General features: G+C 59.2%; 12 protein-coding genes. 6 read left to right on the plus strand and 6 right to left on the minus strand.

Translation table 11 applies throughout. The annotated features are described in order from the left end of the window. The first annotated feature begins 4 nt into the window (after nt 1–4). The 4 genes from BUQ90_RS06425 (at nt 5) to BUQ90_RS06440 (ending at nt 4,012) form a co-directional block, all read left to right on the plus strand. Nucleotides 5–892 (plus strand): amidohydrolase family protein, encoded by an 888-nt coding sequence (locus tag BUQ90_RS06425; RefSeq protein WP_074204944.1) that lies wholly within the window; start codon nt 5–7, stop codon nt 890–892. Between the two features lie 304 nt (nt 893–1,196). Continuing rightward, complete coding sequence (locus BUQ90_RS06430; protein WP_074204216.1) at nt 1,197–2,102, plus strand: haloalkane dehalogenase; 906 nt, start codon at nt 1,197–1,199, stop codon at nt 2,100–2,102. Between the two features lie 24 nt (nt 2,103–2,126). Then, nucleotides 2,127–2,831 carry a LytR/AlgR family response regulator transcription factor gene (locus tag BUQ90_RS06435; protein WP_074204217.1) on the plus strand — a complete coding sequence of 235 codons (705 nt, stop codon included), beginning with the start codon at nt 2,127–2,129 and terminating at the stop codon, nt 2,829–2,831. 89 nt (nt 2,832–2,920) lie between these two features. After that, entirely contained in the window at nt 2,921–4,012 is a 1,092-nt protein-coding gene (locus BUQ90_RS06440) for an alpha/beta hydrolase (RefSeq protein WP_074204218.1), read from the plus strand. A 20-nt stretch (nt 4,013–4,032) separates the two neighbouring features. On the opposite strand, the gene BUQ90_RS06445 is transcribed toward BUQ90_RS06440, so the two are convergent. The 3 genes from BUQ90_RS06445 to BUQ90_RS06455 all read right to left on the minus strand — a co-directional run bounded on the left by BUQ90_RS06445 (nt 4,033) and on the right by BUQ90_RS06455 (nt 6,934). Then, entirely contained in the window at nt 4,033–4,290 is a 258-nt protein-coding gene (locus BUQ90_RS06445) for a hypothetical protein (protein ID WP_074204219.1), read from the minus strand. Between the two features lie 237 nt (nt 4,291–4,527). After that, nucleotides 4,528–5,373, minus strand: coding sequence for a S1/P1 nuclease (locus BUQ90_RS06450; RefSeq protein WP_074204945.1), 846 nt, complete (start codon nt 5,371–5,373; stop codon nt 4,528–4,530). Between the two features lie 37 nt (nt 5,374–5,410). After that, the gene (locus BUQ90_RS06455; RefSeq protein ID WP_074204220.1) at nt 5,411–6,934 is read right to left on the minus strand and encodes an acyl-CoA carboxylase subunit beta; all 1,524 of its coding nucleotides are present in this window, start codon (nt 6,932–6,934) and stop codon (nt 5,411–5,413) included. A 120-nt stretch (nt 6,935–7,054) separates the two neighbouring features. Between BUQ90_RS06455 and BUQ90_RS06460 the strand changes: the two genes are divergently transcribed. Continuing rightward, entirely contained in the window at nt 7,055–8,302 is a 1,248-nt protein-coding gene (locus tag BUQ90_RS06460) for a hypothetical protein (RefSeq protein WP_074204221.1), read from the plus strand. Nucleotides 8,303–8,326: 24 nt separating this feature from the next. On the opposite strand, the gene BUQ90_RS06465 is transcribed toward BUQ90_RS06460, so the two are convergent. The 3 genes from BUQ90_RS06465 to BUQ90_RS06475 all read right to left on the minus strand — a co-directional run bounded on the left by BUQ90_RS06465 (nt 8,327) and on the right by BUQ90_RS06475 (nt 11,374). After that, on the minus strand, nt 8,327–9,613 hold the full coding sequence (locus BUQ90_RS06465; RefSeq protein ID WP_084192522.1) for a S41 family peptidase: 1,287 nt from the start codon (nt 9,611–9,613) through the stop codon (nt 8,327–8,329). Beyond that, the gene (locus tag BUQ90_RS06470; RefSeq protein WP_420812010.1) at nt 9,610–10,641 is read right to left on the minus strand and encodes an isoaspartyl peptidase/L-asparaginase family protein; all 1,032 of its coding nucleotides are present in this window, start codon (nt 10,639–10,641) and stop codon (nt 9,610–9,612) included. Before BUQ90_RS06470 ends, BUQ90_RS06465 begins: the two co-directional genes overlap by 4 nt. A 67-nt stretch (nt 10,642–10,708) precedes the next feature. Further along, nucleotides 10,709–11,374 carry an SDR family oxidoreductase gene (locus BUQ90_RS06475; RefSeq protein ID WP_074204222.1) on the minus strand — a complete coding sequence of 222 codons (666 nt, stop codon included), beginning with the start codon at nt 11,372–11,374 and terminating at the stop codon, nt 10,709–10,711. A 111-nt stretch (nt 11,375–11,485) separates the two neighbouring features. On the opposite strand from BUQ90_RS06475, the gene ispG reads away from it, so the two are divergent. After that, the gene (ispG, locus tag BUQ90_RS06480) at nt 11,486–12,622 is read left to right on the plus strand and encodes a flavodoxin-dependent (E)-4-hydroxy-3-methylbut-2-enyl-diphosphate synthase (protein WP_074204223.1); all 1,137 of its coding nucleotides are present in this window, start codon (nt 11,486–11,488) and stop codon (nt 12,620–12,622) included. Nucleotides 12,623–12,628 lie beyond the last annotated feature (6 nt).

Here is a 12,628-nt window from a genome sequence, read left to right on the forward strand (position 1 = left end):
TTGCATGCCACGCCCTACCGACATTCCCGTCGTTGATCTCATGATGGAAATTCCGACCGGAACCGCCGGGATGGGGATGAAGGAAGCGCGCAAGCTGATGAAGGATAGCGGGTCGAAGGATTTCTCCCATCATCCCGCGCAATATCTGTTCAAGGATTCGGGTGATCGCATGGCGCAGGAGCTGGATCCCGATGCGATTGTCGCGATGATGGATGCGCATGGCGTCGCCTGCGCGATGATCGGGGTGCATCCGAAATATCCGGAGAACGCGCTCGCGTTGTTTGAAGCCCATCCCGGACGTTTCATCGGCGAGGTCGGGATCAATCCGCATCTGGGCATGAAAGGCGTCCGCGCGCTGGAGGAGACGGTGAAGCTCCACCCCAATATTGTCGCCGCCTCGGCCGCGCCCTGTCTGCTCAATCCGCAGGTGCCGATTGATGACAAGACCTGGTATCCGCTTTACGCCAAATGCTGTGAGCTGGATATTCCGGTCAACATGCTGGTCGGTGTGCCCGGACCGCGCGTGCCCTATAAATGCCAGCATCCCGGTCTGCTGGATGAAGTCGCATGGTTCTTTCCGGAGCTTCGCGTGGTGATGCGCCATGGCGGCGATCCGTGGACCGATCTGTGCTGCAAGCTGCTGCTCAAATGGCCCAATCTCTATTATTCAACCTCGGCCTGGGCCCCGAAACATTATCCGCGCAATATTCTCGACTTCGCCAACAAGCGCGGGGCACAGAAAGTCCTGTTCGCCGGCTATTATCCGGGCCTTTCCTATGACCGGATCTTTTCGGAAATGGATGATCTGCCATTGAAAGATGATGTCTGGCCGCTATTCCTGCGCGAAAATGCGCGACGGGTCTACAAGCTGGACGGGATTGTCGGGGACTAGCTCCGCACGCGCTTTCCTACTGCCATATGGCCAGGTTATTGTTGGGCAAAGAAGCACCAGCAGGACATTATTCGTGATTCAGCAAATTGTCACCTTCGCGAAATTCGCTGCAAGATACTTGAACAGAAAGGAAAATTATCGATACCGGCGGGGGGACAGGGGGTCACCTTTGTCACCCGCAATGCCTCATCGCGCAAATGCACGGATCCCTGCATTTGCCCGCTTTGCCGGTGCAAATTTGCGCCTTGACCGACCTGCGTGCCGCTGACAGGTTTCGAATCACAACCTGAGAGGAAATTCCGCCATGACAATTGCAGCCGTCCGTACCCCCGATGACCGTTTCGACGACATTCCGGATTTCGACTTTCCCGTGCATTATGCCGACAATCTTCCGGGATATGAGGGGCTGCGCGCGGCCTGGATCGATACCGGGCCGGCGGATGCGGAAACCACCTTTCTGTGCATGCATGGCGAGCCCAGCTGGTCCTTTCTCTATCGCAAGATGATCCCGCATTTCACCGCGACCGGCGCGCGTGTCGTCTGCCCCGATTTCTTCGGTTTTGGCCGGTCCGACAAGCCGACCGAACTCGACAGCTACACGTTCGACTTTCACCGCAACCATATCCTGGCGCTGGTCGAGCGGCTGGACCTGAAGAATGTCACTCTGGTGGTGCAGGACTGGGGCGGGCTGATCGGACTGACATTGCCGGTCGATGACAAGTTCAAGCCACGCCTGTCCAGGCTGATCATCATGAACACCGCTCTGGGTCTGGGAACAGGGGCCGGGGACGGCTTCAATGCGTGGAAGGAATATGCCCTGACCACCCCGGTTTTTGACGCTGGCGACATCATCGCGCGCGGGACGCCGCAAATGACGGATGCCGAAACTGGGGCTTACAACGCGCCCTATCCCGATCCGAGCTTCCAGGCTGGTGCCCGAAAATTCCCGGCACTCGTACCGGTTTCACCGGATATGGATGGCGTCGAGACCAGCAAAAAGGCAGCGGCTTTCTGGAGCGGCGAGTGGTCGGGGCAGAGCTTCATGGCGATTGGCGGGTCTGATCCGGTGCTGGGTCCGCCGGTGATGAAAATGATGCACGGACTGATCAAGGGGTGCCCGGAACCGCTGTTGATCGAAGAGGCTGGCCATTTCGTCCAGGAATGGGGTGACATTGTTGCGCCAGCCGCGCTGAAGAGTTTTGGAGACTGACGGAAGGCTGATACCGGAGGAGTTATGACAGGCCTGTTGGAACGGATATTCCTGCGCCCGCTGCCATCGCTGCAGATCGTGCAGATCGCGGTCGGCCTGACCGTGGTGACGGCCGCCTATTGCCTCGCCTATACCGCCTTTTCGGGCAATATGGCGACGCTGCAGGAAGCGTTTTTCTGGCCGATCTTCAATATCCTGCCCTGGTTCCTCTGTTTTGAATTCGGCAAGCGCATCGCCGGCTGGCCCCGGCGTCTCACCGCCATCCTGATGGTACTGGTCGGCATGGCGGCGCTGGACAGCCTTGTTGCAAACCCGTTGAGCCTGCCCGCGGGAGACCTGCTGTTTCAGATGACCCGGCGGATTCCGGGTGCGGCTCTGGTCGGTGCGCTGTTCGTTCTGACCGAAATCGCCAAGCATTATGCGCTTGGCAAGGGACCAGCAAGCGGGGCACTGGTCGAGCCGGATGATCTGCCGCTGGTGGCCAGCCAGATTTTGTGGGTCTCCGCTGCCGGCAACTATGTCGAGCTGCATGGTCCGGAAAAACCGGTGCTCCACCGCGCCCCGATTTCCGCCGTCGAGCGCAAGCTGGCGGATCAGGGGTTTGTACGCATTCATCGTTCGGTGCTGGTCTCGCGCCGGGCGGTGGAAAAGGTGGTCAATGATCTGGTCATTCTAAAATGCGGGCAACAGTTCAAGGTCGGCAACCGCTACCGGTCGGCGCTGGCCTAAGCAAAAACTCGTCCCTTCGTCACATGCGGCTTTCCCGACCGGTCGAGCGGTGATCATATTTCCCTGAAACACGCACGAAAGGGAAAAACATGCGCTTCATGCTTGCCGGCCTCGCTCTGCTGCTGTCTTCGACGGTGGCTCATTCCGAAACCCGCATCACTGGTGATCTGCCGGTTCAGGGAGATGCCGGTGCGGAAGCCACTGAGGGGCTGGAGACCGAATATGGCGTGGTCCGGACCTCCGAAGGTCTGCGCCTGCGCAGCTATGTCACGCGGCCGGAGGGTACTGTCGGCAAGCTGCCCGCGGTGTTTGTCACCCAGTGGGTGTCCTGCGGTGCAATGCGCTTTCCCGATGCCCGCGACACCCAGCTGAAACTGCTTGCCTGGCAGTCCGGCCTGGTGATGATCCGTATTGACCGCTCGGGTTCGGGCGACAGCGAAGGGCCGGGCTGTGACCAGCTCGATTACAATACGGAGGTGCGGCATTATCGCGAAGCGCTGGTCCAGATGAAACAGCATCCCTGGGTCGACCCGGATCGCGTCGTGATCCTCGGCAGCAGTCTGGGATCCACCACAGCGCCGCTGGTGGCGCAGGGCAATAATGTCGCCGGTGTTGTTGTGCAGGGTGGTGGCGCGGTGACGTACATGGAACGCATGATCGGGTTCGAGCGCCATTATGTCGAACGATCCGGCTCCGTCAGACCGGAAGACATTCACCCGGAGATGGTGAAACGGATGGCGTTTCTGCATCACTATCTGGGCGAGAAAAAAACGCCTGCCGAAATTGCTGCGCAATATCCAGACCTTGGCGACGTTTGGAAGAGCATTCGCGGCACGCAGGAGACGACCCATTATGGCCGCCCCTTTGCCTGGCATCAGCAGGCGGCCGACCGGAATTTTCTCGCCGCCTGGCTGTCACTGGGCACACCGGTCATGGTGGTTTTCGGGGAGTATGAACAATTTGAAACACGCCACGGCCACCGCATGATTGTCGACATGATCAATCGCAAAACGCCCGGTCAGGCGGAATGGCTCGAAATCGCCCAGGCCGATCACAGCCTTTGGGTCTATCCCGACACCTATGCAGCCTATGCCGATGAAAACGGAACGCGCGCCAACCCGCTATATGTTACGCCAGTCAGCCGCTGGTTGCGGCGGGTGACCGGTTTGGCCGGCCGCTAACCGAGCGCCGGTTCAGGCCTTCAGGCCGCCATGGCGGTCTTGCTGAAATGTTCGGTAAAGCGAGGTTGCATCGGCTGGCTGGCGACAATGGCGAGCGGCAAAGCCGTTTCGCAATGCGCACATTCAGCACTGAAACGGCCAATATGCCAGTGCGACTTTCCGCAGCCGGGGCAGCGATTGACAATATCGAGATGATACATTGGCTGATAACCGCGCTGGATTGCGTCAGCCGGAGCGGCATCGGGCTGGTTGACGGATGAACGGGGGGATAAATACATCTTTCTTCCTTTTCTCTTCTGCCAGTTACTGTTCGAACAGGATCGCCAAATGTTGCTGAAGTGACGATGAACCGGTTGTTTCGGTAGATGAAAAGCTATGCGGTTCGGGATTTTTAGATAGTATGTATCCGCCAGATTCGGTGATCTGCCGCACACTCGCCTGCAAGTTGTTGAAATCTGGCCCTTAAAAATCCGTTAAACAAGTCCCGATTTGAACCAGTCTGTTGAGGGACGTGCTTAATTGAGCGATTCATCCAGAAGCCGGGCGATTCGCAGGCCGGCCCGCTGAATCTGGAGTCGCGTCACCGGGACGAGCTCGGGGATTTCCTGATTGTCGACCAGCGCCCGCTCTTTCATTTTGGGTCCGCAGGATGGCGCATCTTCCGCGGTGAGATAGCTATGATCCCGCGCGATTTGCCAGGCTTCCCGGGCCCAGTCCTCGGTCGAGCCAGCGTTGAGGCGGGCCTTTTCGGCCCTGTCATAGCGACGTACCAGATCCGGGCCATCGGTAATCGAACGTTCGGCCAGTGGCCCATCCCAAAGGGCGTGAAGGTTCAAGCGGCCTTTGATGATCCCATAGGCTGCGCTGACATCATTGCCGCCACGATCGCCGCGATCACCGCTGTGGAGCGGCATGTGCAAATCGCCGACAAAATGGACGAGGAAGGCGAGAGCCTGCAATCGGACATGATCGGGATAGGCGGTATTTTTCAGGATTGCGGCATTGCGGTCGATCTGGGCGGATACACAATTGCCCCCTCTGCAGGCGCTGGCCATGTCGAACGGTTTGCAGATGTCGACATTCTGGTAATGCCAGGGGAATGTGTGGCCCCAGCGTACTCGATCGGGGCGGATGCAGTCCGGCCAGACACTGGCGTCTTCGATGGTTTCCAGCGCACAGTCCGGCGTTCCCAGCAATGCGGAGGAGGCGAAAAGCGCCTCCATTTTCTGCCGTGTCGATGCCGAGATATTCTGCTCTGCCACAGCAGCAGTGGTCCGGTGCCCGAAGTCCCACCAGGCTGAAGCTGGCCCGGGTGCAACAAGAAGTGCCAAGACCAGTGATACGAGCAGAAGGCGAATCATGGTCCGATAAACAGGCCGTCGGCATGACAGGCAAAAGTCATTCCGCATCCAGGCGCCGCCAGGCCAGATCTGCAAATTCGCACAGCAGTGGCCGGGTATCGCGGGGATCGATAATGTCCTCGACGCTGAAATGCTCGGCCGTGCGGAATGGCGACGTCACCTGATTGAGCCTGGCCTTGATCTCCTCGAGGCGGGCCGCGGGATCTTCCGCCGCTTCAATGTCCGCCTTGTAGGCCACCTCCAGGCCGCCGGCGATTGGCAGCGAGCCCCAGTCCCCGGACGGCCAGGCAAAACGGTATTGAAAATTCTCGGCATTGGACATGGCGCTGCCGGCAATTCCGTAGGCCCGGCGCACAATGATGCTCGCCCAGGGAATAGTGGCGCGATAGACGGCATTCATCGCCTGGACCCCGTAGCGGATGGTTCCGGTTTTTTCCGCGTCTTCGCCAATCATGAATCCGGGATTGTCGACCAGATGAACAACAGGCAGCCGGAACTGGTCTGCCATTTTGGCAAAACGTTCGACCTTTTCCGAAGATTTGGCTTCCCAGGACCCGCCCAGAAAGCTGGGGTCATTGGCGAGCACGGCAACCGGATATCCGTCGAGCCGGGCAAAAGCGGTAATCGCGGCGCGTCCCCAGCGTTTGCCCATTTCGAACACGCTGCCCCGGTCAAACACGCTCTCCATGATCTTGCGCATCGAATAGACCTGTTTGTCTTCACGCGGCACAGCCGACAGCAGGCTGTCGTCGCACCGGTCAACCGGGTCATCACAGGCGATGCGTGCGGCGCGCTGGTTCACATTGCTCGGCAAATAGGATAGAAATCTGCGTGCGGTGGCGAAGGCTTCCTGCTCGCTGGAAACTTCTTCGTCGACCACGCCATTGGTGGTGTGGATATCGCTCCCGCCCAGCTCTTCCTTGGACAGCGTATCGCCAATGGCCGCCGCGACCGCGGGCCCGGCGGCAAACAACTGGGACAATCCGCGGACCATGATCGAATAGTGGCTGGCCACTGTCCGCGCGGCCCCCATCCCGGCCGTGGGTCCCAGCGCCAGGGCTACAACGGGCACCGTGTCTTGATTCTTCATGATATCGTCCCAACCGGGAACCGCAGGGACATAGGTGAAACCCATGTCTTCCAGGCTTTTGACCGACCCGCCGCCACCGGTGCCGTCGATCATCCGGATCATGGGGATGCCCAGCGTGTGCGCCATTTTTTCGCATTGCACGAATTTCCGGTGCAGGGCGGCATCGGCGGCACCACCGCGCACTGTGAAATCGTCCGCGCTGGCGACAACAGGGCGCCCTTCGATATTGGCGCGTCCGAAAATCAGATTGCTGGGAGAAAAATCCTCGAACTCCGCCTTGTCATTATAGGTTCCGCGTCCGGCTATCTTGCCGACTTCCCGGAACGAGCCTTCATCCACTATGCCTGCAATTCGGGCACGCGCATCCAGCTTGCCGCGTCCATGTTGACGCGATACTTTTTCTTCGCCGCCCATTTTCTCGGCGAGCCGCTGGCGTTCAGCCAGTTCTTCCAGTTCGGGCTTCCATGTCATCGGAGCGGTTTAACCGAGGGGTTAAAGGAGGGAAAGGCCGAATATGACAGTCGCAAATTGCATGTAATGTGTTAGTGTAGTAGTACAGCATTACTGTGACTGAAAAACAGGGAGAGAAACATGCGGAAATGGGCAGGTGCAATATTGGGACTGGCGCTGGCCGGACAGGCCATCGGAGTTCATGCCGAGGAGGCCGATACTGTTCCGGAACAGGAGGCACCAGCAATCCCGGTGTGGGAGATTGGTTTTTCTCCCGAGGGTCTGAGTGGACCTGGAGCTGCCATATTGGAAGCGGAAATGGAGAATGCGCAGTTCGTCGCATTGGGAGAAGATCATGGTTATGCCGCTGCGCCGATGCTGGCGCGGGGATTGGCCGCGGAGATGCGGAAAGACGGACAGGTACATCATGCCGCGGAAATAGGTCCGCATTCGGAGCAGGTCGTCAAACGGGCCCTGACCGAAGGCGGGGTAGAAGAACTGGCGCGCGTTCTGAAAGGCAAGCCGCTCGCGATTCCTTTTCTTGGACATCGCGAGGATGCGGAACTGGCGCAGGAATTTGTGCGCGAGGACGGTGCCGTCGATTTGTGGGGTGTGGATCAGGAGTTTCTCGGATCACCGCTGCTGCTGCTTGGGCGGCTGGCCGAACTGGCACCCAGCGACGACGCGCGGCAGATGATAGCCGAAATGCTGGACAGTGATCGCGAGGCCATGGCCACGGGAGATCAGGAAGGCTTGTTGATGCTGTCCGCTCCTCCCGAAAAGTTTGAAGCCTTGCGCGCCAAGTTTCCCGACAGCGGCGAAGCGTGGGCGATCATCGATTCGATGGCCGAAAGCGCGGTGATCTATCAGTATAATTCCGCCAGGCGCTATTTTGACAATAACTACGAACGTATTGAGCTGATCAAGCAGCAGTTTCTGGCCGAATATCACCGAAGATATGACGAGGCACCGCGCGTATTGTTGAAGATGGGGGCCTTCCATCTGGGGCGCGGCACGACCCCCACGCGCATGTTTGATCTCGGTTCGCTGTTGCCCGGACTGGCTGCCGCCAATCAGAAAACATCCCTGCATATTGTCTATGGCGCGCTGGATGGAGAGCAGCTGGCAATGGGGCCGGCTTCGGAAGGCTATTTTCAGGTGCGCCCGGTGAAGGATCAGCTGGTGACGCCGCTGCTGGAAGCGGCGGGCATGGATCTATCTGCGATCGGACCTACCGGGCATTATTTGATCCCCCTTGATCCGATCCGGCGAAAGCTGGGCGGGAAAGGAATTGGCGAGCTTGGGCAGCTGGGACAATTCCTGGTGCTGGGTTTCGATTACATCGTGACGACACGGGCAGGGCGCGCCGCCACCCCGCTGGTCAAGTAACAATCGGGCAAAATTGCTCCGGTGTTACGGACTGGTGATGGCTTGTTGCAGATATTCCAAAGCTGCAGCCATTGCTGGATCCGAGCCATCAGTCAGCCGGTCGGATTCGCGCAGCGGAAGATCCGCGACATAATCCTCGCGGGGTGTGCCATCGACATGGAACAGGCTTTCGGTGCCGATATCCATACGGGCTCCGGACTTTTTCAGATCGAGGTTAGATAGCGCGCCCAGCAGGTCGCCCATATCTGATGCGATGGTGTAGGCATCGGCCGCCGCATCCAGCCCGATAACAAGGCCCTCTCCCATGCTCCCGGTCCAGTGGCCGCCAAGTACGGCGACAGGCCCGGAGAAGCCGGGATTGCGGGGTTTGACCTGTTCAACAAATCGTCGCGGAACACTGAATTCGCGCTCCAGGCTGGGAATTTCGTGGATCTGGTAGGAGCGCGTCCCGGTTACAAAATGTCCGATGATGCTGCGCGCGACTTCGGTATTGCCCCCGCTGGGCGTGTTGCGCAGATCGATGATGATCGCATCGCTGCCCGCCAATTGTTCCAGCGCGCGGTCAAAGGCCGGGATCAGGTCATTATTGCCCAGCGAGTTGTTGATCCGAACGACACCGATCCCGGCCTGTTGCGAGACCGTCAGTATCTCGCCCGCCCGGATCAGGTTGGAATAGTCATAAGTCGCGGGAAGCGTAATGTCGCGTGTTTGGCCTTCATGGCGGAAGGAGATATCGCGCGATCTGTTGCGCATCCCGCTTACCGCAATATCCGCGGCATAAACCAGCTGTCGGGGGCTCGGGTTCGGCAGCAGGTCTCCAAAAGGTTGTTGCACCGCTTCCCGGACCGGCTGGCCGTCAATGCCGACAATTTCCCAGCCTGGCCGGATGCCTGCGTCATCGGCGGCAGAACCGGCACGGACGTCGAGAACGTACAAGCGGCTGTCGCGGAATATGGTCTTCAAGTCGGATCCCGAAGGGATGATCGAATAGTCGGTTTCATCAAGCGGTCCGACCAGAAAATGCGGATCGGAAAATGTCAGCGCTGTCTGGTGGAGAAGCTTGCGAAAACTCTCTCGGTCCGTGGCAGCCAGTGCTGCAGCTTTTGATCGCTGCAACTGCGCTTCGACATCCATGTCATCACGGTCGATATAGGCGTAAAACAGGCGCAGTGTGTCTTCAAACTCCTGCCACGCGGCCACCGCATCGAACGCTTCCGCTACCGTTTCGCTATCCGCAATTTGCGTGTTGGCCGCCGCCAGCGGAACCGTCCCGAGACTCGCCATTGCGGCAAGCAACAAATGTCGGATCATTCCTCGTCGCCGTAGATGCCGACCATCTTGACGCCGGCGCTATTCGCTTTTCCGCGGTACATGCCCGGCGTGTTGAAACTCCAGGCAAAGGTGCCATCGGGCGCCGCCACAATCACCCCGCCAGTGCCACCCAGCTCGCCGAGTTCTTCCATCACCTTGTCTGCCGCGGTCTTGGCATCCTCTCCCTTGAACCGCATGCGGGCGCAGATTTCATGCGCGACACCGAGGCGGATATAATATTCCCCCGCGCCGGTGGCCGAAATCGCGCAAGCGCGGTTATCCGCATAGGTTCCCGCGCCGATGATCGGACTGTCGCCGATCCGCCCCCAGCGCTTGCCCGTCAGTCCACCGGTCGACGTGCCGGCGGCGACATTGCCGCCCTGGTCGACTGCCACCGCGCCGACGGTTCCATATTTCATGTCGATGTCAAAATAGCTGACCTTGTCGCCGTCCTTGCCGGTTTGTCGCGCCTTCAGCTCTTCCAGCTGGCGATAACGTTCGTCTGTGGCAAACCATTGTGGGCCCGCCTGTTCGAGACCTCTGAGGACCGCAAATTCATTGGCGCCATCCCGGCTGAGCAACACGTGCGGGCTCTCGTCCTTGACGGCGCGGGCCAGCTTGATCGGGTTCTTGGTCGTTGTGCTGCCGGCCACCGCTCCGGCTTCGCGGGTTTCGCCGTCCATGAAAGCGGCATCCATCTCGTTGCGGCCCTTGTAGGTGAAGACACTGCCCCGGCCCGCGTTGAAATTGGGATCATCTTCGAGCACGACAACGGCAGCTTCTACCGCGTCCATCGATGTCCCGCCTTGCGCCAGAATCGCTGATCCGGCTTCCAGCGCCCGGTTCAATGCCGCGCGTACCTCGGCGTCTTTTTCCGCCGTGATGCGTTCGCGCTTGATGACGCCGGCGCCGCCATGAATGACCAGGGACCAGTTTTTCTCTTCCATGCTGTCGGCTTTCTTTTCTTCTGCCAAAGCTGTGCTGCCCAGGGACAGGGTGGCGATGGCGGTGAACAGGGTTTTGAACATCGTGCTGCTCCTCTTTGCGGCAGGACTAGCGTGAGCGGCCATAGCGGGCAAGCCCAATGCAGCTGCACTACCAGGGGATTTCCCGTCCATCATAATTATAGAAATGGCCGGTCTGGGCGGGGGCGAGACCGTCAATCACTTGCCGCAAGCCGCTGACACTTTCTTCAGGCGAAAGCGGAGCCTGCGGGCCACCCATGTCGGTTTGCACCCAGCCGGGATGCAGCATCGCCAGTGTCAGTCCGTCATTCTGCCATTGCAGGGCAAGCGATTTCCACGCCTGATTCACTGCCGCCTTGCTCGAGCGGTAATACATCATGCTGCCCGTATCATTCTCAGCGATGCTGCCGACCTGGCTAGACAAAACGACCATTTTCTTCTGACCGGACCGGGCAACATTGTCCTTCAGGCTGCTGGCCAGTTCAACCGGCGCGACGACATTGACGTTGAACAGGTCCAGCCAGCCCGAACGGTCAAAATCCGCCGGACCATAAATGCCGGCATTATTGATGAACAGATCGACCGGCCGGTCACCCAGCGCCTCTGCAAGCTTTTGGACGCTGGCCTCATCTGCGACATCCAGCTCCATGGTTTCGGCGCCGGCAATGGTGTTCAGTTCATCTGCTGCGTCCGCTTGACGAGCGGTGCCGATAACCTCCCAGCCGTTGTCGGCATATTGTCGGGCCATTTCCAGTCCGATGCCGCGATTGGCTCCGGTTATCAGTACAGTGCTCATGGGGGTTTCCTTTCAAACGGGTTTTTTGGGCGAGGGAGACAATCTTCTCGCACCTGCGGCATGGAATGACTATATAGCGCGTAACAAGCAACAGCGCAGCAGGTTCCGAACATGACAAGCGAAAATCCCTCCTTGCGACCGTGGCGTGATATCGAACGCCGGCAAAGTCGCCAGATCATGGTGGGTGACGTGCCAGTGGGTGGTGATGCGCCGATCACTGTCCAGACAATGACCAACACACCGACATCGGATGCCGGGGCGACAATAGACCAGATCCGGCGCTGCGAAGACGCTGGCGTCGATATCATCCGCGTGTCCTGCCCCGACGTCGAAAGCACCTCAGCACTCAAGCAGATTGTCCGCGCCAGCCGAGTGCCGATCGTTGCAGATATCCATTTTCACTACAAACGCGGAATTGAGGCAGCGGAAGCGGGCGCCGCCTGCCTGCGGATCAATCCCGGCAATATCGGATCGTCGGCACGGGTGAAGGAAGTGGTCGATGCCGCGAAGTCCAATGGCTGTGCGATCCGCATCGGCGTGAATGCCGGCAGCCTGGAAAAGGATTTGCTCGAAAAATATGGCGAACCTTGTCCCGAAGCGCTGGTTGAAAGTGCACTCGATCATATCAAGATCCTGCAGGACCATGATTTTCACGAATTCAAGGTGGCGGTGAAGGCCAGTGACGTGTTTCTGGCGGTGGCGGCCTATTCACAGCTGGCCGATGCGGTCGACTGTCCGTTGCATCTCGGTATCACCGAGGCCGGCGGCCTGATCGGTGGCACGGTCAAAAGCTCTATTGGCATGGGCAACCTGCTCTGGGCCGGAATCGGCGACACGATCCGCGTCAGCCTGTCGGCGGAACCGGAAGAGGAAGTCCGGGTCGGTTATGAGATGCTCAAGGCGCTGGGACTCAGAACCCGCGGCGTCAGGGTGGTCTCCTGTCCGAGCTGCGCGCGCCAGGGCTTTGACGTGATCCGCACCGTGCAAACGCTCGAAGAGCGGCTCCAGCATATTCGGACACCGCTGTCGCTCTCGGTTCTGGGATGTGTCGTCAACGGCCCCGGCGAAGCACGCGAAACCGACATCGGAATCACCGGTGGCGGCAAGGGCAAGCACATGGTCTATCTGTCCGGCGTCACCGACCATCATGTCGAGGATGGCGACATGGTCGATCACATCGTCAAGCTCGTCGAAGCGAAAGCAGCAGAAATTGAAGCTGCCGAAGATCAGGTCGAGGCGGCGGAATAGTCGCGC

Origin of the sequence: Parasphingorhabdus marina DSM 22363 (assembly GCF_900128895.1) — a bacterium.
GTDB classification, from domain to species: Bacteria; Pseudomonadota; Alphaproteobacteria; order Sphingomonadales; family Sphingomonadaceae; genus Parasphingorhabdus; species Parasphingorhabdus marina.